General features: G+C 44.6%; 24 protein-coding genes. All 24 read right to left on the reverse strand.

Annotated elements, in window-relative coordinates; all coding sequences use genetic code 11:
- On the reverse strand, positions 1–4,683 hold the full coding sequence (locus NO989_RS04295; protein ID WP_371342082.1) for a hypothetical protein: 4,683 nt from the start codon (positions 4,681–4,683) through the stop codon (positions 1–3).
- A complete protein-coding gene (locus NO989_RS04300) occupies positions 4,684–5,310 on the reverse strand; it encodes a hypothetical protein (protein ID WP_371342083.1) in 627 nt (208 codons plus the stop codon).
- Positions 5,307–5,894: a hypothetical protein gene (locus NO989_RS04305; RefSeq protein WP_371342084.1), complete on the reverse strand. Its 588-nt coding sequence runs from the start codon at positions 5,892–5,894 to the stop codon at positions 5,307–5,309. The genes NO989_RS04300 and NO989_RS04305 overlap by 4 nt, the downstream gene beginning before the upstream one ends.
- Positions 5,894–7,831, reverse strand: coding sequence for a hypothetical protein (locus NO989_RS04310; protein ID WP_371342085.1), 1,938 nt, complete (start codon positions 7,829–7,831; stop codon positions 5,894–5,896). The genes NO989_RS04305 and NO989_RS04310 overlap by 1 nt, the downstream gene beginning before the upstream one ends.
- A 294-nt stretch (positions 7,832–8,125) precedes the next feature.
- Positions 8,126–8,470, reverse strand: coding sequence for a hypothetical protein (locus NO989_RS04315; protein ID WP_371342086.1), 345 nt, complete (start codon positions 8,468–8,470; stop codon positions 8,126–8,128).
- A gap of 9 nt (positions 8,471–8,479) precedes the next feature.
- The gene (locus NO989_RS04320) at positions 8,480–9,397 is read right to left on the reverse strand and encodes a phage tail tube protein (protein WP_371342087.1); all 918 of its coding nucleotides are present in this window, start codon (positions 9,395–9,397) and stop codon (positions 8,480–8,482) included.
- 159 nt (positions 9,398–9,556) lie between these two features.
- Positions 9,557–9,907 (reverse strand): hypothetical protein, encoded by a 351-nt coding sequence (locus tag NO989_RS04325; protein ID WP_371342088.1) that lies wholly within the window; start codon positions 9,905–9,907, stop codon positions 9,557–9,559.
- A gap of 54 nt (positions 9,908–9,961) precedes the next feature.
- A complete protein-coding gene (locus tag NO989_RS04330) occupies positions 9,962–10,393 on the reverse strand; it encodes a hypothetical protein (protein ID WP_371342089.1) in 432 nt (143 codons plus the stop codon).
- Positions 10,386–10,670 (reverse strand): hypothetical protein, encoded by a 285-nt coding sequence (locus NO989_RS04335; RefSeq protein ID WP_371342090.1) that lies wholly within the window; start codon positions 10,668–10,670, stop codon positions 10,386–10,388. The genes NO989_RS04330 and NO989_RS04335 overlap by 8 nt, the downstream gene beginning before the upstream one ends.
- Before the next feature lie 5 nt (positions 10,671–10,675).
- Positions 10,676–10,996, reverse strand: a complete 321-nt coding sequence (locus tag NO989_RS04340) for a hypothetical protein (protein ID WP_371342091.1) — start codon at positions 10,994–10,996, stop codon at positions 10,676–10,678.
- 40 nt (positions 10,997–11,036) lie between these two features.
- Positions 11,037–12,068 carry a major capsid protein gene (locus NO989_RS04345; RefSeq protein ID WP_371342092.1) on the reverse strand — a complete coding sequence of 344 codons (1,032 nt, stop codon included), beginning with the start codon at positions 12,066–12,068 and terminating at the stop codon, positions 11,037–11,039.
- A gap of 12 nt (positions 12,069–12,080) precedes the next feature.
- Positions 12,081–12,440 (reverse strand): head decoration protein, encoded by a 360-nt coding sequence (locus tag NO989_RS04350; protein ID WP_371342093.1) that lies wholly within the window; start codon positions 12,438–12,440, stop codon positions 12,081–12,083.
- Positions 12,441–13,721 carry a S49 family peptidase gene (locus tag NO989_RS04355; RefSeq protein ID WP_371342165.1) on the reverse strand — a complete coding sequence of 427 codons (1,281 nt, stop codon included), beginning with the start codon at positions 13,719–13,721 and terminating at the stop codon, positions 12,441–12,443.
- Positions 13,722–13,738: 17 nt separating this feature from the next.
- Positions 13,739–15,292: a phage portal protein gene (locus tag NO989_RS04360; protein ID WP_371342094.1), complete on the reverse strand. Its 1,554-nt coding sequence runs from the start codon at positions 15,290–15,292 to the stop codon at positions 13,739–13,741.
- Positions 15,293–15,330: 38 nt separating this feature from the next.
- Positions 15,331–15,543 carry a gpW family head-tail joining protein gene (gene gpW / locus NO989_RS04365; protein ID WP_371342095.1) on the reverse strand — a complete coding sequence of 71 codons (213 nt, stop codon included), beginning with the start codon at positions 15,541–15,543 and terminating at the stop codon, positions 15,331–15,333.
- Positions 15,533–17,488: a phage terminase large subunit family protein gene (locus NO989_RS04370; RefSeq protein ID WP_371342096.1), complete on the reverse strand. Its 1,956-nt coding sequence runs from the start codon at positions 17,486–17,488 to the stop codon at positions 15,533–15,535. The genes gpW and NO989_RS04370 overlap by 11 nt, the downstream gene beginning before the upstream one ends.
- Positions 17,454–17,939 (reverse strand): terminase small subunit, encoded by a 486-nt coding sequence (locus NO989_RS04375; protein ID WP_371342097.1) that lies wholly within the window; start codon positions 17,937–17,939, stop codon positions 17,454–17,456. The genes NO989_RS04370 and NO989_RS04375 overlap by 35 nt, the downstream gene beginning before the upstream one ends.
- Before the next feature lie 239 nt (positions 17,940–18,178).
- On the reverse strand, positions 18,179–18,826 hold the full coding sequence (locus tag NO989_RS04380; RefSeq protein ID WP_371342098.1) for a phage tail protein: 648 nt from the start codon (positions 18,824–18,826) through the stop codon (positions 18,179–18,181).
- A gap of 2 nt (positions 18,827–18,828) precedes the next feature.
- The gene (locus tag NO989_RS04385) at positions 18,829–19,116 is read right to left on the reverse strand and encodes a hypothetical protein (protein WP_371342099.1); all 288 of its coding nucleotides are present in this window, start codon (positions 19,114–19,116) and stop codon (positions 18,829–18,831) included.
- A 13-nt stretch (positions 19,117–19,129) separates the two neighbouring features.
- Positions 19,130–19,369 carry a hypothetical protein gene (locus NO989_RS04390; RefSeq protein ID WP_342340962.1) on the reverse strand — a complete coding sequence of 80 codons (240 nt, stop codon included), beginning with the start codon at positions 19,367–19,369 and terminating at the stop codon, positions 19,130–19,132.
- Entirely contained in the window at positions 19,369–19,848 is a 480-nt protein-coding gene (locus NO989_RS04395; RefSeq protein ID WP_371342100.1) for a hypothetical protein, read from the reverse strand. Before NO989_RS04395 ends, NO989_RS04390 begins: the two co-directional genes overlap by 1 nt.
- The gene (locus NO989_RS04400; RefSeq protein ID WP_371342101.1) at positions 19,845–20,261 is read right to left on the reverse strand and encodes a glycoside hydrolase family protein; all 417 of its coding nucleotides are present in this window, start codon (positions 20,259–20,261) and stop codon (positions 19,845–19,847) included. Before NO989_RS04400 ends, NO989_RS04395 begins: the two co-directional genes overlap by 4 nt.
- 165 nt (positions 20,262–20,426) lie before the next feature.
- Positions 20,427–20,765, reverse strand: coding sequence for a hypothetical protein (locus NO989_RS04405; RefSeq protein WP_371342102.1), 339 nt, complete (start codon positions 20,763–20,765; stop codon positions 20,427–20,429).
- On the reverse strand, positions 20,755–20,979 hold the full coding sequence (locus NO989_RS04410) for a helix-turn-helix domain-containing protein (protein WP_371342103.1): 225 nt from the start codon (positions 20,977–20,979) through the stop codon (positions 20,755–20,757). The genes NO989_RS04405 and NO989_RS04410 overlap by 11 nt, the downstream gene beginning before the upstream one ends.
- Positions 20,980–21,002: the final 23 nt, after the last annotated feature.

Below are 21,002 nucleotides of genomic sequence, written 5' to 3' on the forward strand. Positions count from 1 at the left end.
TTAAGCCGCCATTCTATTTTCTTCGGTTCGAATTGCTAAGTCGTAGGTATCGAGCGATGCAGCCGTACCAGTAAATTCAAATTTGTAGGTGTTGTTGCCAGGTTGAGGAGAGGTATCCCGAGCTATGATGGTTGCATCTGCGCTTTCAGTTACAGAGTACGAACCCGCTTCATACTCAGCTACGCGAGTAGCTTTAATTTCGCCACTCTTTATGGTTGTGGAGTTTCTAATTAGCCGCCAATTAAGAGTTCTCGTTCCATTGCTAACCTGTGACTCCGTTGTAAAGAAATTCCTCACGTAAGCTGTAACTGTTATATCTACTGCATTACCAACGCTACCATTGTGCGAAACAGTTACATCGAAATCATCGTCTTCGTTATATCCTTTAATTGAAGATAGCCCCTCAATGAATTGCGCATTGATTAACACTTTTGCTGGATTACCGTTCTTCGCTTTTTTAATTGCAAAAACCGCATTTGTGTCGTTTTGAGAGCCTTGACCTACCCACCCAAGATAGGTGCCATCATCGCGCCATATTGAACGAAATCCAGTTCCAGAGGATGATATTAACGCCCCGCCCTGAACTGTTCCTGTAAACGTGCCTGATGCACCGCTAAGCGAGCCACTGAATGTGCCGGTAGCGCCATTTAAGGCGCCGCCAAAACTTCCCGTAGTGGCATCGATATGCCCAATGAACACATAACGCCCGTTAGTTGTATCCCAAAAAACTACAGGGTTCCCCTCATCATCAAGGGTTACAATTTGCTGAGCTTGGAACGCTATTTGAGAAACATCATTTTGACTATCAAGGCTAATAGCTGAAACCACGCCATTTGCATCAGTTCGTAGGAGTATGGACGCGCGTATACCCTCTATATCGCCTTTATTATCAGTAGCGAGCGATAAACTTGCTGAAGCATTATTTTCAGCGCCAGATAAACGGGATTCGATAGCTGTTATAGAAGACTGGGCGCCATCCGCTTTGCTTTCTGCACGTTGCGCTATGGTGTTAGTAGCACTTAATCCAGTGGTGGCATTGTTTACTGTATTACTGAGCTGGTTAACTGCGTAGTTAGCAACATCAGCGCCTTCTTTAGCGTTATCCGCAGTAACTTCAATCTGCTGAGCAAAGGTAAATAGTGCATCGTTACCTTTTTGGCTATCTTGCACTTTTGCCTGAACACCACTGAACGCGGTGGCGGTTCCATTCGCAGTTGTTTCAACAGAGTCAAGGCGGGATAGTGCTCCGGTCAAGTTGCCACTCAAACCCGATACGCTAAGGTTTAATTGCTCTATTGCACTGGCATTACCCTCGGCATCTGTCTCAACCTGAGATAAGCGCTTATTGGTCGCAGTTATAGCATTACCGTTTGATAGTGTTACCGCTTGTAACTCACCAATATCTTTAGCGAGCGAGCCTTCAGGAGAAACATCAATCTGAAGTTGGTTAACCGCTAGTGCAAATGATTGGTTGGTTTCCGCTTCATCCATATAAGCGGATAAGTCATTTACTGCCTGCTGCAGAAGTGCTGCTTGCACATCGTAGGTTTGAATTTGTTGAGAAGCGAGCCCCGCAACCTGCTCGGTGATCCCTAAGCTGTTTACCTGCTGTTGCACATCGCTAATTGATGACTCAACACCTTCAATGTCTTGCTCAAAGCTTTGAACAATATCTTGAATAGTGCCGGTTTGTCCGTTTAGAAATGTGGCCGCAGATACAGCCTTCTGAATGACATTATTGTCAATAAGCTCTTGGCGTTTTGCTTCTAGTGCAATGATTGTGTCTAGTGCGTTGACTTTTTGCTCAACGTTACTAACCGTTATTGCATTCTCGTTAAAATAAGACGTTGATACACGCTGCGCTATCTCAGCTTCGTTGGCATTAATGGCTAATTCGGCAGCGTTAACCCTTGATGTAACATTAGCTAAGTCTTGCGTAGTGGCATCTGCTTTACCTATCGTAATAGATGTTAACTTGAACTCATCACTTGCATCAGCACCAAGAACCAAACGAACGCGGGTTACTGTACCCGAGTAGCTAGGCATTGCTGAAAAATCAATTAGCAGTATCGATGCTTCTTCTACGTAGTTAGCGTAAGTCTCAACTGAACTATCATCACGTTCGATGATAACAGTGCCAGACCAACCCGAACCGGATAAGCGCTGCAGCGAAACACGAATTAACTTGTTTTCGCTAGCTAGATAGTTAAGCGTATTATTCTCAATATCGCCGTGCGTAACCGTAATTTCGTTAAGGCCCGCGGTTAGCGTTCCGTTAACTGCTTGCCAGCCTTGGGCGCTATCGAAAAAGTTGAACGCATAGGCAGGCTCTAAAGCCGCAATAGACTCACTCACAATAGCTGTGGCTTTCGCGGTGATAATGCCAGGCACTAACGAAAGCTCTGAAGATAAACTTGTTATTGCACCTTCAGCCTCTCCGATGCGCTTAGAAGCAAGCTCGACTTCACCAGAAACCCCATCAATCTTTAACGAGGCTTCCGTGAATTTGTCGTCTGCATAGTTATAAGCGCGATTAACGATAAGGCCGTTAGACGGGTCACGATAAACTACAGCGTTGGTAAGTTCTTCACCCTGCTCTATCCGACGCGCCAGTTCAAGTTGATACGCTGCGTTTTCACTGATGCTTTGCAGTAAGAGTGCCTGCGCTGCTTCAGTGCTAATGCGTTCTTGCTGAACAATACTTAGCGTTTGTGCTTCAAAATCAACAAACCGGTTATCAATATCTTCTACACTTAACTTTAAGCTCTCGATATCGACTGTGATTGGCGCAAGGATTGGCTCAATGATTTCAGTGATAGGCTGTGCATCATTGTGCGTGGTTGCCTCAACCGATACCCAATCTGAAACGCCAAGAGGATTGTGTGATCTCACCCAAATCTTATAGTTGGTGATGGGTGACAAGCCAGAAAACGTGTAAGAAGCTGCTGGCCCCCTAATTAATTCACCAGGCTCTGTCGCATTCTCATCAGTAATGGTGTAATCAAACGATACCGAACTACCCGCATTTTCTAGCCACGGAATGACTTCAATATCGAAATTAGAAATATTGAGGTTGATACTTGTTGGTGGCGAAGGAACCTGCATCACAAGAGGTATTTCAGCCCAGCCAGAACGCTTACCCAAACCGCCCAATGCACGCACCTGAAAACGGTACTGGCCCATATCAAAGCCTGAAAGCTCTACAGAGTGAGAAGCAACACGCTCAGTTTGGACAATCACGTCACCTTTCAGTACACGGTAATCAAAACGCTGAGATTCAGATACCCAACTCGCCTTTACTTGAACAAAGTTGTCGTAAATGTGCTCAATGTTTAAGTCAGTGGGAACATCAGGCGTTTTGTTCGTATATGTAGTGTCTGGTAGTTCTGGCTTGTTACCTAGACCAAAGAAGTCATAAATATAAGGTTGGTGCTCACGAATAGTGAGTTTTACTTCTTCTCTATTTTCTTCCTTAGACTCAATTCTGAAAAGCTTTGCATCCCAAAATGGTAGGCCGCTCATGTATGTGACCGCAACAACGTCACCCACATCGTAGATTGTAGCCCACTTCGGTAATGTGATGTTTGTGCGAGTTTGCTGGCGCGAAACCTCTAAATAAGTTTTAGCGAACTCTAGTGCTTCGTAATAATTGCGGCAGGTTTTTAGTTCAACGCTTTCTTCACGTAAGAAACCATTGTCTTCAGCAAGCATTTGCTCGAAAAGCTCGCTATCAGGTTCAGGGTAAACCGCCTCTTGCTTACTTCCATCTGCTTCAGGGTCATAGTAAGTGACGCTTACACGGTTAAAGCGATTATTCTTGTTTCCTTCGGAAATCTTGCCCATTTGAAGAATGTCTTCTTCAAGAATGGGCTGATCAACAGGCGCGTTATCTTCTTCAATGATTAGCGTGAGCTGTCCATTGATAATGGGTAGCCAGCCGCGCATCGGCTTAAGTAGCGTATTAACGTTTTCTAAAACGGTAGCACTGGTGTCTAGTGCTACGTTACAGCTAAATAAATCCCTGTATACTCCGCTACCCAGCTGCTCCTCGACATCTGAATCACAAAGCGCTTTGGCGTAAGTAAATGAGGCGCTATTGATGTAAGAAGACGGTAAACCTTTGCCGTAAATACTATTGGTTAAATAGTCCAACAACGCTGTAGCTGGGTTTGAGTGAGTAGTGCCAGTTAAGTCTGCTGTGAGATTTGGCTCAGATGTGATGGCAGTTTCATCATCATGATACTCTAAGCGGATGTAAGAGCATGCTTTACCTTCGAGTTTGTCTGATGCTCTCCAACCTGCGCGAGTGAGGATTGGGTCTGAGTAGTTACCCATTCCGTTAGGGAAATTGCGAACGTGAACAGCACGCTTGTCACCTGCATAGAACGCATCATCGTTTGAAGAGTCTGGAATGTCATCAATATAGACTTCATCGATGCTCTCAACGGCTTCACCCCATACAACGATAATATGGAGCAAGTCATTTGGGTAATCATCATTGTCGTTATCGTTTGTTTCTTTAAAAACGATGTGACCTGTTTTCTTTTCAACTTTGCCGTATATCTTTGCGATGCTCGCATCAGTTTCAGCACTGGTGAGCTCTGCGCCTGGTGCTAACTGCTTTGGCGGGTCCGGCATCAACCAGCCAAACGCAAAGTCAAATACGTCGTCAAAAAAACCCATTTACGGCAACTCCGGATCAGGAAACTTGGAATATGTTCTTGTGGTGTCGTAACCGTAAGAAGCAGATGAAGGCGCTTTACGCCCCCAGTAAATTTTGCGTTTAGCTTTTGCTACGTGATCAAACGCGGTATCTGTTGGGTAATGGCGCTGCTGGCTTTTAGTGTTCGTTCTTGTGCCGGCTTCCTTGTCGAAATCAGCCCAAACCGAAGTGATGTTTGCCAGTATCTTCCTTTTTTCGGGGTCTAAGTCGCGAGCATCTAAAAGCCCTTCAAAGACATTGCTTGTAAAAATAAGGCCAAGGCTGTCGTAGTGCTGCTCATATATTGTGACGGGGCCATTCATCCAGCCTTCATTAAGAAACAGTGGAACGAAGCTATTTTCGTTAGCGTCTATCTCAATGCCGATATCGTTAGTCTTTGGCTCAGATGTTGATTCAATGTCATCAATACTTTCATCATCGATGTAGCCGGGGTAATAAGTGGCGCCTGCAAAGTCAACCTCGGTATCTGAGTCGGTGATATAAGCCCACTCACCATTGATTTGCATTTTCACAAGATAAATAGTTTTCCTCCCCGCGCGGTAGTTTTCCTTCAACCGTTGCAGGGTTATTGAATCCAGTTGCTTCATATTTGCTCGATTAGCTCAACGTAGTGCGAACCCCAGCGAGCCTTATCTGCTGTAGTGGCGTCACTGTCTCGATCTGTCATAGATACCTGAAACTCAACTTCAGAACCGTATTTGATGACAGAGGGGGCGAGATAATTTTGAATCAAGGTTTGAGTAAGCTTTACATCAACGTGGCCAGAAGAATTGGCGTTGGCATCCTCTAAAACTCTATAGGCTTTTTTACTGCCATTTATTTGAATGAAATCGCCAGCGATAACAGCGCCTGCTTCATTGGGCTGCGCTCCTGCCAAAACGACAGTGCCTGCACCTTTATTCGCGGCCTGATACAAATAAAGCCCTGTTTGGGCTTTATGTGAAATCATTGGATTAGGTAGTGCGAAAACTTCAAATTCGCCTTGGTAGCTATCAAGCATCGCATCGATGCGTGAGAACTCTCGATAAGGCTTTACTTGCGATTGAAGACTAAACTGGTAGTAAGGCTCTTTACCGCTTTTAGAGCGGTAACGTCTTAACCTAGCTTTTGGAATAATAGTGTGACTTATCAACTCGGCCTGAATTGATTCGAAATCATTAGTAGGAAACATTAACGCGGCCTTGAAAGTTGTGATTGCACTTTGCGTAAAAACGCTTTTGGTAACTTATCAACGCGGGAAAGCAATTCCTCTGGTGACATATTGGCGCCATTGAAAGTTATAGGGGCGCTAATGCTAATCCCTTCACCTTGTCCTCGTGTTAGGTCGATAACTTTTTCGCGCGGGTGAAGCATGGCTAACTTACCGCCCTTACCATCCATACCACCGATACGAGCGCCAGCGCCGGTAAAGCCACCACCATCGTATGACGCTATCGCGGCACTGGCCGTAAGAGCTGATATTGATGCTGCAATAGGTTGCGTTACCGCTAAAGCGGCTCCCATTGCGGCTGGTGCTGCTGGAGGGCCTACAACTGGAATCGCGGCGGTAGAGGCAAATGCGTTTAAGCCGGCCATTAGTGATTGCGCTTGCGCATTTAACGCTAAACCAGCGGCCCCCGCTGCTGCTGTAGATTTACCTATAGCAAATTGAACTAATTTGTATGCTAGCCATTGTGCAGCCATTTGACCAAGGGCATTAACAACGCTGCGCGCCATCCCTTGCATCACACCTTTAAACGCATCACCCAAGCTTTCACTATCAAAGATAACCGACTCTAAAGCGTTACCCATTTGGTTTGAGAAACTTTCAATAGTGAACGCGGATAACTCATCAAAACTAGTAAGATTGTTTTGGGCGGCTGCTAGCCAGTTATCCCAAAAAGACTGGTTACCTTCTTGAAGGTTTTCATAAGCGGTAAAACCTCGCTCCTCGAAGTTATCCCAGAACATACCAGCGTTCTCTGCCATCGACTCATCAAAGTTAAATGCGTTGGCGTTGATATCATCTATGAGAGCTAGACTGTTAAGAAAAGAATGTTCAACTTCCTTGGTGGCTTCTTCTACCTGTTTGGTAATTGGACTTGTGTCGATATTTGTAACCGCGCCAGATAAATCAAAAGGGTTTTCTAGCCCTTTAAAAATATCACCGGTTTCACCATAACCGAACTCATAGTCAATTGGCTCACCTTTAATTTTCCTGGTGAGCTTATCGTACTGATCAGATAAGTATTCGGCGCGCTGCGCTAACTTATCCATTTCAGTTGTATCAACGTCGGCACCTACCGCATCCTTGAACTGCAGGAAAGATAGTTTTGCCTCAGTGACGAACTTATCTATTTCAATAAAGTCACGTTCAAAGCGAACGATTGAGCCAGTATAAAAATCGTTTATTGCTTCGCCGATATCGGCTAAAGGCTCTACGAAAGCTGACGCTAAGCTAAACTTCAACTTTTGCCCTGCCGCTTCTAAGCGCGCCATTTCATCAGAGAGATCTTTAACCTTAGTTACATCGGTTTCCGATATAGCTAGGTTTAGATCTCTGTATTCTTGCGCTAAGTCATTTACAACTTTTCCGTTGTTTTCTAATGCAGGAATTAGAAGCGTGGCATCATTGGCAAGCGACTCCATATAGAAGACTTGCTCTTTGGCTGAAACGTTCGCATCGTCCATTGCCTTCTTAACAGCAATAAGGACTTCGCTGCTTGAAAGGTTTTTCAATGCATCAGCGGTCAAACCGACCTTGGGTGCAACTTGCTCGAAGAAGTCCTTGAACGGGCCTGCACCTGTAGCTAGGAAATCGCCCAACTTGTCTTGAACATCTTTCGAAATATCAGCGAATTTTTCTTGGCTGATATTGAACTGACCATAGGCGTAGCTTAGCGCCTGAAACTCTTCAACAGTAACACCAGCAAGCTTGGCTTGGGCATCCAACTCTTTCGCTGAGTTAACTGCACTACTTGCCATAACCGCAAAAGAAGCAGTAACGCCAGCTACCGCAGCTGCGGTAGCAACTGCCTGCTTCGTTACTGTTCCTAGCTTTGAGTTAATTGCGGTGAAAGCCTGCGCGGTTTTATCCTGCGCAGAGATAATAAATTCGTATTTACTCACTATTCACCTGATTATCAATTATTCGCATGGCTTCAAGGTATTTGTGCGGCTGTTCGAGAACACCACCTGACAGGCACAGTTGTCCCTGCTTGTAAAAGCCATAAAGATTTAAAAGGGTGTTACTTTGCGGTGTTACCTGACCAAGAGGGCAAATGCGGGTTGTTTCAAGTTTGCCATCTATTTTAAAATCCCATTTATCGTATGGGGCGGGGTTAGTTTCGTCGCAGTGCCTACCCCATGTGCAATTGTCGCAATTAAACGCATCTCGTTTTTTTGCAACTTCTACTGCGATAATTAGTTTTTTCTTTCGGCCTCGGCCAACGCTGATTTGGTGTAAATTGCATGGGCCAACTCTGTCATTCTCAATGCTGGTAACTTGGGAATGATGGCGGGGTTCTCTAATCCATAACGAAGTAACAACTGAACACCTGCGAACTTCATTACATGATTGCCACCGCGAATTTCAAAGCCATCCGTCATAACTTCACAGAACTGCAATGAGTTTAACGGCTTAATTCTATAACCCTCTTCGCCATGATTAAGCTGTCGCTCGTTTGCATCATTCAGAACAAACTCACCGTCATCGTCTTTTTGGTATTGACTGTTTAGGTAAACGGTTTCAACTGCTAGTGCTTGCATGATAAATCCTTACTTAAACTCAATAGTGAATTCGTCATCACCCAGCGTTTCATGGGCGCCATAGGTTAAGTCGTCAGTTCTTCGCTGATCACGCTCACCCGATGAAATATCTCGAATACCCACTTTGGCACTAACATTCCAAATGTTACCAGCCACTTTGCCAACATCACCTGTTGTCATATCCATGAGCTCACCGTTTTTAAACTTCGTTTCGAAGTCGATAACTGAAATCTTTTGAGCTTCTGGGTCAATTGATCCGTTCGGGTCACGCTTTGATATTTCTACTTGCGCATAGCCGTCTGCTTCACGAACATTGCCAGGTGTAGAAATGGTGTTGCCGAACGCCAGTGAGAAGGAATTAATAATGGCGTCATAACCGCCGATAGAGAAAGGAACTTCAATAAACGGGCGTGGAACAGTGGCGTTGTATGAGAGCGCAGGGAAATTTTGATCAACACGACCCGCATCTTTACCTGTAAACTCAAACTGAATAGTACCTAAACCGCCAGCTTCCGCGTTGATGGTTGCTGTACCTTTGGCACCCACAATCTTATTTAAGCGGCCATCCTGATAGTAGTAAATTGTGCACGACTCATGCCCTTCTGAAACAGGCTGATATACAACACTAGAGCCAATTGTTTCAGACATCCCGCAACAGCGTAATGCCTGACCAATTTCTGGGGCAACACCAGCAGTGCCAGAGCCTTTCAGTTCTGCGGTAAATGTAAGCTTTTTAAGGGTTCCCGCAAATATGGATTGCTCAGTAGAAATGGTTGGCTTGATAAGGGGGCGCTCAACCATTCGCAAACCTTCATTTGCGTAACTTAGCTCTGAAACCAAAATTGCATCAGCTGATGGATCTGGCGCGGCTTCAACACCTTGGGTAGTTTCAATCTTTAAGGCAATGGCCTCTTTAGTAGTAAGCATGCTCAGTCCTCTTTACTTTGCTTTTTTGGGGCCGGTGCCTTAGTGCTACCGCCTTTACGTGTTCTGAATTCGCGCTTTTTCATGTTTTCACCTACAAAAAAACCCGCTCGATGGCGGGTGAATTACGGGCAATAAAAAACCCGCCGAAGCGGGTTGTTATTAGTTAGTGCTGACTATAGTTTCGGACGTTTGCCAATCTTTCAGAACCCCATCTTTATCAAGGGTTACTATTAAGTATTGAACGGTGCTAGTTGCGCCACCTGTAAACAATCCAACAACTGGAATATATGTAGATGCTTTGACATCAGTATTAGTATGAGAGTAAGCAAGCATGCGCTCACCCTCAGAATTGTTTGTTACAGCAATAGGCTTACCAAGAGCAGCTAATACCTCACGCTCAGTAGTTTTGCCCTTTATAAAATGATTAGCTTTTGCCGTATCTATTGGCTTTCCAACTGAATAACAGCCTGCCAAAGCTATAGACAATAATAGTATTGATAGAAATTTCATTAACCTTCTTCCCTGAATAAAGTGGATTTTAAATATACGCCAATAATTCAAATGTTACAAACTAGGGTCTGCAACACTGGTTCTGTATCTAACAAGCCATGCAACACTAGTCACACTGTTGTATAAGTCAGAGTCATCGGAGCGCTTTGGTTCCTGCTGCCCAATGGGGTCGATTTCAGTAACGAAATCTAAACCAAGCGTATAATCTGCCATTAACGCTTTGTGAATTTCCTTTCTCACATTTTGCGCTAACGCATCCACATCTTCATCGGTTGAACTGATCGTTATATCTGTATAGACAGTTAATTCCCAATTGATAAACGCGCTATTTTTGTTAGCCACATCATCGGGGCCAATTAATACGCTTATCGATGGGTAATCGTGAGAGTGGCGAGCTCCCTTTGTTATCTCTTTTACAGTGTCATCTGCTACCAGAGGTTCAAGTGACGATATGATAGCGTTACGGATAACAATGGTTTTATGCACTCTTTAACTCCAAGTCCACTAACGGTTCGTCAATATCCGGTATATAAGTGACAACGTAACTACGATTACGAACCACAATAGAATCACCTTTTTTAAAGCGGACCATATCTTCTTTTTTAACAGAGAGCGTAGTCTTCCTAAAAAGACCCGCTTCTTCTTCGAATGTTTCATCATCAAAGATAGCCCTAACTTCGACGCCATTTATAAAAATTGGCTCACCGAAGTGTTCAAGACACTCATCACCTAGCGAAGCTAGAGCCTCTTTGAAATTAAACATCTAAACTACTCTTCGCCGTCTTCTTCGCTGTTCGCAGACTCTTTACTAACGGCCAAACCGTCTTCAATTAGCCCTTTCGCTACCGATTCAATAAGAGAGTGTGAGCCGGGCTTGAGAGGTTCTGCACCTGGTACAAGCTGAACAGTTTTAGAAAGGTAAACTTCCATCTTGCTCTCAGTTGTAACTTTTGGGGCGGTGCTATTAGCATCTTTAGCTGATGCTGATGAGTCTGTGCTATTAACATCTTTAACTGATGCTGATGAGTCTGTGCTATTAGCATCTTTAGCTGCGGCTGACGCCTTTTGCTTTGCTGTTTGAGCTGTCATAAATAACCTTTAGGCGGGCTTAACCCGCCTGATTGATAAATTAAAGGACCGTTACATCAACGAATGCATTTGGATCAGGCGTTACCATCAGGGGCGCTGATTGTGTCATAATGTACTCAACCGATGGGTCTTCTTGCATCCAGTTTTTCGGATAGCGAGAAGCTGAAACAATACCTTCATCGTTAGCGCGAACATCTTGGATTGCGCCATAGCAGCGAATACCCTCATAAGATGAGTTACCCAAAAGAATTTTACCTACTGGCATGTAGTATTCTTTGTTGCCCGTTTCAGCATCGATGTACTGTCCTGTGTAAACCCAAATCGCCACATCACCAAAGTAACCTTTAAAGCTAACTACCATACCAAGGTCTTTAGTGGCCGTTTCCATTTCTGAAGAACTGCCACGGCGAGTGTCTAAGTTGTCTTTTACAGACTTGAACGAGTAGAACTTAGCCCAAGCCGTTTTACCCATAACGATGGTGTTAATGTTACCCGTGGCATTTTCTGCCCAGTTGGTAATGTCATCGGTTGGATCGTAAGTTTCAGGGTCTACTGCATCCCATTTAGCGCCCGCTGCTAGAGTGATGCTGTTTTCAGGATTGCGGCCAAAATCAACTACTTGCTTTTCGTAGTCTTCGCCGTCAACGGTAACAGAACCAGTAAGTACGGCTTGTGCGGCCATCCACTCTTCACGAGCAGTAATTGCTTTGTCTTGGCGTTCAAGCAATTCTACAACTGTTGCTTGTCTTCGTTGGGCAGGTGTTAATTCACCCAAATAAGATTCACCGGGGCGGCGTTTCAGGTTGTTCGAAGGCTTTACGGCGTGCTTTGGCTTAACATAAGCAGGGGTGAATTTTTTCAGTTCACCACCTTTTTCCTTATGCACCTTGCCGGCAATCATCGGAGATACGAACGGCGCCATAACAACATCGTCATGGATTTTATCAAAGTGGATGCTTTCATCTGGCGAAGTTACAACGCTGCCGAAAAACAGACGTAGAAAGAACGGGTCAAATTTGCCCATTGTCGAAACAATTGAAAGCATTGTGCTAGTTGCTAGAGGGGTAAACATTGTGCGCGCTCCTTATAAAACGGCTGATTGTTTTTGCAGGCTGATTGGTGTACCTACAAAAGCAGTTAATTTTTTAGTGGCATCAAAGTTTGCATGCCAGTTCAATTGTTCAGGGTCGAATGTTCCCGACTTGATCACCTGTGCTTGTGTATCGCCGCCAGATGCATCAACAGCTTGTGCAGTTAGGTAAACTGCTGTTTGGCTACCGTTAGTAGCTGAAGGGTTACACTCAACGAACTTACCAGTAGCGGTAACTTGACCAAGCGGGGTATTTGCTGGCAGGTTCTGACCAGACGCGATAGTTACGCTAGTAGTAGCGATTTCATCACTGCCAGAGACAGGATGATCATAGTTGTAAGATTCAGTAGTCATTTACTTTGCTCCGGTAGCAGTTTTGTAAGATTGAACGAACTGTTCTGCCTCTGAAGGTTCAGAGTCTTCAGCAACAGCCGTGATGTTTGGTTGCTCAGTGTTAGCCATGGCAACATCAAGCGCATTACCCTGTTCAGCGGTTGCTGATTGTTGAGGGGCTTTAGCTAAAACACCCAACGCTTGCTCTACTGACATATCAGTATCAAATGCCAAGTGGTTCGCTAAGTCTTTGCGACCTTCTGCAGCTTCAGCCGTGATAATGGCTTTACAACGTGCTTGATGGTCTACCGTATTTTCATTAGTAGCGGTTGCTGGCGTAGCAGCTTGGGCTTCTTCACCGGCAGTTACCGACTCAGTTGCCACCGAAGTAGATTGTTCACTCATTGTGACGCTCCGTAGTGTTGAACTGTCCGGTGAGGACAGATGTTGTTTAAAATGTGAAATGATATTGTGCGAGTTAACCAACTCATCAGCTAGTCCTGCATCTACAGCTGCTTGTCCGGTATATGTCTGCGCTTCCGTTTCAAGAACGGTTTCAATAGGTAAACCAATGTTCGTTGCTACCTTTTCGGCAAACTGTTGGCGCAAGTCATCGCACTGCGTTTTAAAGTCTTCATAAACAGATTCGGGCAGGTTTTTATAAGGGTTGCCATCAACCTTGTGAGAACCTGAATAAATTAGCGTGACCGCCAAGCCTGATTCGGCAAGCATTTCTTCATAGCTGGCATGTATCTGAACAACGCCAACAGAACCACTGATAGCGGTTTGTGTTGTTAAACGTTTGTCTGCAACGCTAGCGATACACATGGCGCCACTGCAAGCCATGTCGTCATAAATTGCCCAAACAGGTTTATCACCTTTGTTTTGTGCAATGTGGTCTGTAGCGTCAAAGCAGCCTGCAACAGTGCCGCCAGGCGAATTAATGGCAAGCAATATGCCCTCTACATCAGGGTCGGCGTTAGCGGCATCGAACATGCCAACAATAACGTTGTAGCCAGTAGCCCATGAACTAAAGTAACTAAGCTTATGAACTAGCGTTCCCATAACGGGAATAATGGCTATACCGTCAATAAAGTGGAAAGGCTTTGAGTCGTAGTTTCGGCCGCTCATGCCATAACCCAAAGACGCGGTGCTTATGCGCGGCTTCTCAGTAGCATCAACAGCACCTTGATCATCAGTGATTGAGAAACCACCTTTTTGAAGGCGCGACAGTGAACCAACAAGGTTTCTAGCTGACTTAGCATTCATAGCCAAAAACTGATTGGCAAGTTGTTCTAACATAGGCACAAAAAAACCGCTTACGCGGCCTCTCCTTCTGATTCGTTGCTGGCGAACTGGTTTACTTGAACCCAGCTTGGCGGGGGTAAACCCGCTGCTTTACGCTCTTCGGTTTCTCGAATTTGCTGACTAAATATCTCTTGGTAATCCTCACCCATCGTGGCTAACTCTTTTTCGTAAGTAGAAAGACCAGACTCAATTCTTAGAACCGCTTCTTTAACTTCTTTCAGACCATCTATTGCTAGTCGGCCAGAACCAATCCACTCAGCGTTACACCATGCTGCTTTTCGCTCGTAGAAGTTGTACTTAGCTTTGCGGGGTAAGGTAATAATATTTCGGCTTACTGCTTCTTCTAGCCACAAAGCAAATACGCGTGATGCAAAGCCCGAGGCAATAACCTTTCTACGACCCATGAAATAGCGCCAGCTTTCCATCATCGATGCGCGGGCGCTTGAGTAATTTACTTTTGAGTAATCTCGCGCTAATTGCTCATAACTTACGCCCATACCTGCAGCGGTATATCGAAGTATTGACGCTTCTAAGTCTGCAAAACCATTATCTGCATGACCCGGTGTTTTTAAGTTAAGTGATTCACCGGGGAACAGATGTGGAATTTTAGCGCCGTTCATTTTAACGTTGGCGCCCTGGTGATACTGGCCAGTCATTGCCATCATGGCAGACAACCCTTTTATTGCAGGGTTATCCTTACCCTGTCCTGCGCCTAGTATCATTTGATTCGCAGTTTCTGAATCAAGGTCCGACTCAATTACAGCGGCGTACATTGCGTTAATAATGGCGTTTTGAAGCTTTGTTAATTGCAGCTTGTCAATCATGAAAAGCTGCTCCATAACAGAAAGGAACTGGTTTGCCCCTCGCGTTTGCCCATCTTCACGCGGTTCAAATACATGAATAAACTGCTGGCGCCCCCAGCGGGTTTCTCTAGGAACACGGGTCCATTCGCCATAACCATAGCCGTTTAACGATGCACCCATGCCATAACGAGGGTTAAGAACATGGTAAGCAACTGCGCTGCTATGGCGGTCTTGTTCTACACCACCACGCAAAAACTGGTTATCTGCCACACCATTTGGGTTTGAAACACGTTTGGGTGAAACCATCTTGATAGCAGTTCTAAACAAAGAACCAGGGCGGCGGATCCATTCAGCGGCGGCCATCGCTTCACCCAGATTAACGTGAGTTGCAACAACTTCACGGACCATCATAGTGAATGTGCGCTTACGTTCTGCATCCAAGTAACAACCTACATTATCTTCAGCATGTTCTTTAAATGCAGCTTCTACATCTACGGCTAAAGCGCGGGCGTCTGCTTCCTGAATACCAAGTGTTCGCCATTGCGGCTTATAGCTTAAGCGAAATAGAGAACCCACCACGTTATCAACGTGCATTTGCACAGCACCATTTGCAAAACCGTGGTTTTTAACAAGATCATCGGCGCGCGCATTACCCATTTGAAGATTAGGCAATAAAGCAGCATCTGCTGATTGAAGTGTAGGGTTCCAGTCTGTTAGCTGCCCACCAAAACCATGTGCGGCGCCCTTGTAAGATTCGGCCATTGGTTGACCTTTGTGATCTAATATTTGAACATTTTTCATTAGAATCTAAAACCTACTGGGGCGCGGCGGCGGTGATTACCGTTAACCTTTAATTCCAACTCTGCTATATAAGCATTGAGCTCATAAAGGTTGGCACTGGTATACTCAACTGACATGCCGCCCTTGTTAATTTTTACAACTCGCGCGCCCGTTACAAGTTTATGCTTTGCCAACTGGGCTTCTTCAAGCTGTTTTACTTCATTAGCTGCCATTAAGTAGTTTTCCTAAATCTGCCATGCTGCTGGAGCTTGATTCTTCTGGCTGGGCTTCAGCTGGTATCGCTGCAAGGGAATCCAAATCAAGGGCTAAATATTGCTGTGCTACCCGTAACGCGGCTAGATTATAAACTTCACAATCTAGCTTTTCGTTTCTTACACCATCTGGGCAGAGCCACTTATAACTTTTCTGGCCGTTGACGAAAAACGGCTTTTTATACTCGGCCAATAACTGCTGGAAAAAAGAAAGGTTGCACCACTCTTTCATTGGAAAATGAATGCAGCCGGGCTTTCTCAAGCCTGGTTCAGCGGGAACAATACCCAGCCTTTCCGAAATTATGTCTTTGGCGTTATCGGTACCTACCATAACCAAGTAGACACCGTGAGAGTTTTTCTTCTTAGGCTTCGTCGCTATTGGCTTGCCATATTGGCTTGCGCCCTTGCATGGGAATAACCGCATTACACCGAAGCGTTTGGTGAACTTGTATACCTCATCGGTATAATGACCGCCTGAGTCAAAGCAACCAATTGCCCAGTTCATCACTTGACCATTAGCTTTTTTGTATTGCTTGCGTAGAGGCTTTTCTAGTTGGTCCCAGAAAAGCGGTACGGATGGATCGCCGTGAACCTCAAAAGCATCTATAACAAAGCTTTCTTCACCGGCTGTCCAACCTTTAACAACGAACTCCGCCCAGTGGTCTTGCATGTCACCACCAACCGTGATGAATACAACATCATCAGGAACTTCAGCGCGGTAGTCTTCACGCCTAGCAAACAAATGTTCAGGCTCTGTTTTTGAGCGCTCTACTTCTTCAAAGGCCTCGCCAAGTGTTGTATTGATGAAGGACTTAAGCTTCATCTGGCTACCTTGAGCCTTATACCACTCGGTAACAATTCTCGACCAAGGAGAAAAGTTTGAGTAAAGCGAATTTATGTACCAGGTAACTGATTCTGGTGTGGGCGCTATACTCTTTGTTTCTGGAAAACCTTCAGCGTGATAGAACGTAATGCTGTCGTAGGTTGCTAAGCCTTCATTGCTCAGCCAATAACCTTTGTGATCAGCCTCAATAAAATCTGAATATGAAAATGTTTCACTGCAGGCTATACAGCGATACTTTGCTGTGCGCGCTCGTTCTGAACCTTCAAGCTCGCTATTCCATTCCAGACCGTACTTGCTGTCTTTACCACCAAAGATTAACGTCTGATGGGTACCGCAGTGTGGGCAAGGTATGTAGCGTTTGAAATATTGTTCTGACTCTTCGGCGGCCTCTGTGATTTGGCACTCGCCTTTTATCGTGGGCGTAGAGCCCCGTATTGATTTACCGAACGCTGAACCTTCCAAGCGTTTATCGCCAAGGAAAGTGGCAGAACCTTCGCCTTCAATATCTCTATCGAATTTTGAAAGCTCATCATATATCGATAAATCTAGGGATTTCTCACGATAGTTTTTAGCTGCCTTACCACCCATCAAGAACAATTCACGGCGGTTAGTAAACGCCTTATTCTCAATGGTGTTTTGCTTACTCTTTTTGTTTAAGTAAGGAAATATTGCGCGCAATGGACCAACATCGCGAAGCATAGGATCGATGTGCTTTTTACTAAAGCCATCACGGGCACCGTCGTCTGGCTGCCAAACACCTATATTTCTTTTTTTGTGCTCAATGAAGTAACCAATAGCCGCACAAATCAGTTTGGTATAACCAACACGCGCCGACTTTAACCAGTTAACCTCTTTAATGTCGTCGTTGCACATTGAGTTCAGAATTGCTATCTGACTCGGTGCGGTCTTCCATGGCCCCTCAATGTAAGAGGATTCAGGAGACATATAAAAATGTTTATCTGCCCATTCAACACCAGTAAGTGGTGGCGAGCGGTAAAGAACTTTCGCACCCTCTTGCAGCGCTTTCTTAAACTTTCGCCTCTGCCTGAGTGATAACGTCATCGATTATATCGTCCAAGTAATCATCAAGATTCGACGCCTCGTTTTGATGCTTGATGGTTTCGGACTTTATAAAGTCGATAATCCTCTGCTCTATTTCTGGGTGTCGTCTTTTGATATTTGGTGCTAGTGAATCTAGCGTTGCGCCGACTTGGGCTAATATTTTTGCTAGAACATCTCGCGCAGCTTCTACAGGAATTGCGCGACCTTCCAAAATTTCGTTCTTGATCTGCTGGGTGATTCGTTGCTGCTGAGTGAGCATTGCACGTTCAAGTTCGAGATCTATTGTTTCGCCACCAAGGTTAACTCGGTTGTTGTTTTTCTTAAGTTCGTTTTCAATGCGATTTTCAACCACATCCTGAACTCTAAAAAACGTTTGTCGACCCACTTTCTTGTGAGGCTTCACGCCCCATTTGTCAAAGGCTTGCGTAGAAATACCTAATGACTCGGACATGTTTTTTTTGTTGAGTAAATGCGAGTCCATGGTTTGTGCTTTTTCAGTGACGCTTTAGGCGATAACTAAACAACCTAGAGCGAAAATGAGTCATAAATAGCGAAAGTTTGCGCTGCTGCGTACCCGTAACAAAAAAAGATGCTGGAAAGTACCTTTTTTTATTGACATTTCTATCTTCCTCGATTTTTTTTGGCACGGTCTTTGTCGTGCTTTCGCCGATTACACAAGTAGTGTAAGAATTAGCGCGGCTGCACTTTGTTTTTAGTTGCCAGTCTTATCTGGTTGCGCACGGCATCAGCCATGTTCTTTTTAAACCTAACGTCTGCCATAGTTTTAAGCTTGGCTTGCATTGGTTTTGATTTGAATTCGACTCTGATTGATGGGCCAGTGATTGACTTAAGCGGGGTCTGACTGCTGCCCTTCCGAGCGAACACCAGGTACTTACCTGAGCCCCTGCCTTTACCAATGAATGTTCCATCGTATGTTTTGCTTTTGCCCCATGCTCTAGCCTTTACGCCCTTGGCGCGATACTTACCTTTTCGACCACTCTTTAATGTCTTGCGGTGGTTGAAGTGGTTAGGCTTGCGTAATGATGGGGATACAAAACTGATAAGGTTTGATGCTCTACCTTCTGACGAATCAACGGTAGCAAACTGTTTGTTACGTGTAGCTTTGAATTTAAAGTTATCTGATGGACCAGATATCTTAGAGCGTACTTCTTTCTGCTGAATGCCGGTCTTCTTGCTGACTTCACGAACCGCGTCGGTCTTAGTGCCTCGGCCAGTTCGATTAAGTGCTTGAACCGTTGCCTTTGGCACAGCCGATTGCTTTATGGCTTTAAGGTCTTTGGTTAGTGCTGCAATATCATTCTTGAAACTGATTTGCATTGTCACACCCTACCAGTTATTGGCCTTAGTCCATCTTCTGGATTACCGCGCTCAAAGGTTAGGAACTCAAAGTTATTATGCTTAAGGTAAGCCCTAATCGCTTTTCTTACTTCTAATGTTATTGAACCGCAACCATTAAAAAGCCTTGCCGTTCTATCGCCAGCATGTGTTACGTTGACATTGAATACTAAGCGAGTTCTTGCCTCGCAATCATATATTTTTAGGGTTGCGCCAGTCAGTTCTGACTCTACTACTAACCCATCTATTGATTTGATGGTTGAGTAGGCCATGACTACCCCTTAGTTATTTACTCACCTGAAGAATGCGATCGAGTTTAGAGTCAATGCTATCTAGGCGCTTTTCGATTCTGCGAGCGTCTTCAATACGCTGTTGCTGCAAAAACTCGATGTCCTGTTCAGCAGCCGCTATACGTTTATCGAAATCCGAAAGATATTGAATACCACCTACTAAAAGAACGATAGTGGTGATGATATGACCTACGGAAATAGACTTCTCGATGTGGAATTTGTTCTCAGTGCTCATTAGTTACGAGCCGCTATTAACTTCGTTTTATCGCTACTTGAACGGGTTGTTCCGTACCAATATTGCATAGCATTCGACCATTCTTTTACAACCACGCCTAGTAACATGAACAATACGTCTTTTGATGCATCTGGCACTGGCGCGAAAAAAAGCAAATAAACTACCAGTACAACGAATAAAGTGAGTGCGATTGATAATGCCGCTGGCATTCTGCTGTCTTTATGACTTAAACGAGCGTTCTGTTTGTCTTTCAAGTACAGTTCTTGAAGCTTAGTCTCGTTGTTTGACTCTATTTCTTTCAGCTTAAGCGCTGCGTTTGGGTCTGCTTGGATAGCTGCAGCAATATCGTTAGGCGTTTCTTTTGTGCCGAACTTGCTTGCCAACATTGTTCCGACAGCCGCACCTGATGGACCACCAAGAACACCGCCTAACAGTGGCGCATAATCCGCTACTTGTTTACCTAGTTCTTGCCAGTTCATTGAAATTCACCAGTAACCATTTGGTCGTAGAGTTCTTTAGCGCGGTTTGGTGTCTGCATAGCCCAGCGGCTATTAAGCATTTCTTTACCAGCTAATTCGTATTCGTGACGGCGAACAGCTTCCAGCATGTTCTTGAAACCAAGAAGGCCATTGAAACCTAGCTGAAAGGCCATGTTGATCAATACTGCTTTACGAGCATCGTTCTGACTATCTAACATTCCAGCATCAAAAAGCCTTTCTTCAACTTCGCAGATATCACGAAGAAGCATTTCTTCTGCTTCAGATTTGTTTATGCCCTTATCTTCAAGATTGCGACCATAACCAATTGTTAGCTTACCGGCAGTACATTTATAAGGCTTAAGCTTCAAGCCTTCATGACGCTTCAATTGATTAATGGTTGATTGATAATTCATGACTTTTCTTAGGGCATAAAAAAGCCCCAACGTGATGAAGGGGCTTCGTATGTAACTGTTACCAGAATACAAATATTATGGCATTTTCGGGGGTGCAATAAAACGTAACATCTGGCTAATAACGGGTAAAATGTGGCGCTTTACTTCTCAATAAGCCACTTTAAATCACAAAAACGCTATTAACGTGTTCTCAGCTTCGCGAATATAGTAATCATCACGAACCTTTCTTTTAATGTATTTATCCTTAACAGCGGTTCGACAACTAAGAGACAACCTATCTATTGCTTTTCCTATTTCATCAATATGCGGGGGCACATAGAAATTATCAGCTTGATGGCTAAAAAGGTGTAAGTCAGAAGATATTTGAACTTGCGTTCTCATTATCTCACATATTCTATCCGTTACTGATTGTCGCGCATAACCCTGCCCCATTTCAGCACTAGCCCAAAACGAGCCCCATACACGTAAGTCTTTTCGAACCTGCTTGATAGTCTTAAGCTGCATGAGGCATACCCTCCAAATCTGAGATAGTAAGGTGTAACGTTTTAATAATCAGGTCAACATCATCATAACTAGGGCGAGCCCTGCCAGACTCCCAGTTATAAAGCGTTTTCACTGAAAAGCCTGTTAGCTCTGCCAGTTCAGCCCGACTATAACCGCGTATCGTTCTGGCTAATTTAACAAGCTTACCGCCTTTTGTTGCATTGTTATCAGTCATAGCGCCCCCTTTGCTTTATTGTA

Origin of the sequence: Alteromonas sp. DY56-G5 (assembly GCF_041414725.1) — a bacterium.
Lineage (GTDB): Bacteria > Pseudomonadota > Gammaproteobacteria > Enterobacterales > Alteromonadaceae > Alteromonas > Alteromonas macleodii.

Excerpts from the sequence above, each read along its gene's own strand:
- NO989_RS04295 (WP_371342082.1), bottom strand. The coding sequence starts at position 4,683 with ATGGGTTTTTTTGACGACGTATTTGACTTTGCGTTTGGCTGGTTGATG.
- NO989_RS04300 (WP_371342083.1), bottom strand. The coding sequence starts at position 5,310 with ATGAAGCAACTGGATTCAATAACCCTGCAACGGTTGAAGGAAAACTAC.
- NO989_RS04305 (WP_371342084.1), bottom strand. The coding sequence starts at position 5,894 with ATGTTTCCTACTAATGATTTCGAATCAATTCAGGCCGAGTTGATAAGT.
- NO989_RS04315 (WP_371342086.1), bottom strand. The coding sequence starts at position 8,470 with ATGCAAGCACTAGCAGTTGAAACCGTTTACCTAAACAGTCAATACCAA.
- NO989_RS04320 (WP_371342087.1), bottom strand. The coding sequence starts at position 9,397 with ATGCTTACTACTAAAGAGGCCATTGCCTTAAAGATTGAAACTACCCAA.
- NO989_RS04325 (WP_371342088.1), bottom strand. The coding sequence starts at position 9,907 with ATGAAATTTCTATCAATACTATTATTGTCTATAGCTTTGGCAGGCTGT.
- NO989_RS04335 (WP_371342090.1), bottom strand. The coding sequence starts at position 10,670 with ATGTTTAATTTCAAAGAGGCTCTAGCTTCGCTAGGTGATGAGTGTCTT.
- NO989_RS04340 (WP_371342091.1), bottom strand. The coding sequence starts at position 10,996 with ATGACAGCTCAAACAGCAAAGCAAAAGGCGTCAGCCGCAGCTAAAGAT.
- NO989_RS04345 (WP_371342092.1), bottom strand. The coding sequence starts at position 12,068 with ATGTTTACCCCTCTAGCAACTAGCACAATGCTTTCAATTGTTTCGACA.
- NO989_RS04350 (WP_371342093.1), bottom strand. The coding sequence starts at position 12,440 with ATGACTACTGAATCTTACAACTATGATCATCCTGTCTCTGGCAGTGAT.
- NO989_RS04355 (WP_371342165.1), bottom strand. The coding sequence starts at position 13,721 with ATGTTAGAACAACTTGCCAATCAGTTTTTGGCTATGAATGCTAAGTCA.
- NO989_RS04360 (WP_371342094.1), bottom strand. The coding sequence starts at position 15,292 with ATGGCCGAATCTTACAAGGGCGCCGCACATGGTTTTGGTGGGCAGCTA.
- gpW (WP_371342095.1), bottom strand. The coding sequence starts at position 15,543 with ATGGCAGCTAATGAAGTAAAACAGCTTGAAGAAGCCCAGTTGGCAAAG.
- NO989_RS04370 (WP_371342096.1), bottom strand. The coding sequence starts at position 17,488 with ATGACGTTATCACTCAGGCAGAGGCGAAAGTTTAAGAAAGCGCTGCAA.
- NO989_RS04375 (WP_371342097.1), bottom strand. The coding sequence starts at position 17,939 with ATGTCCGAGTCATTAGGTATTTCTACGCAAGCCTTTGACAAATGGGGC.
- NO989_RS04380 (WP_371342098.1), bottom strand. The coding sequence starts at position 18,826 with ATGCAAATCAGTTTCAAGAATGATATTGCAGCACTAACCAAAGACCTT.
- NO989_RS04385 (WP_371342099.1), bottom strand. The coding sequence starts at position 19,116 with ATGGCCTACTCAACCATCAAATCAATAGATGGGTTAGTAGTAGAGTCA.
- NO989_RS04390 (WP_342340962.1), bottom strand. The coding sequence starts at position 19,369 with ATGAGCACTGAGAACAAATTCCACATCGAGAAGTCTATTTCCGTAGGT.
- NO989_RS04395 (WP_371342100.1), bottom strand. The coding sequence starts at position 19,848 with ATGAACTGGCAAGAACTAGGTAAACAAGTAGCGGATTATGCGCCACTG.
- NO989_RS04400 (WP_371342101.1), bottom strand. The coding sequence starts at position 20,261 with ATGAATTATCAATCAACCATTAATCAATTGAAGCGTCATGAAGGCTTG.
- NO989_RS04405 (WP_371342102.1), bottom strand. The coding sequence starts at position 20,765 with ATGCAGCTTAAGACTATCAAGCAGGTTCGAAAAGACTTACGTGTATGG.
- NO989_RS04410 (WP_371342103.1), bottom strand. The coding sequence starts at position 20,979 with ATGACTGATAACAATGCAACAAAAGGCGGTAAGCTTGTTAAATTAGCC.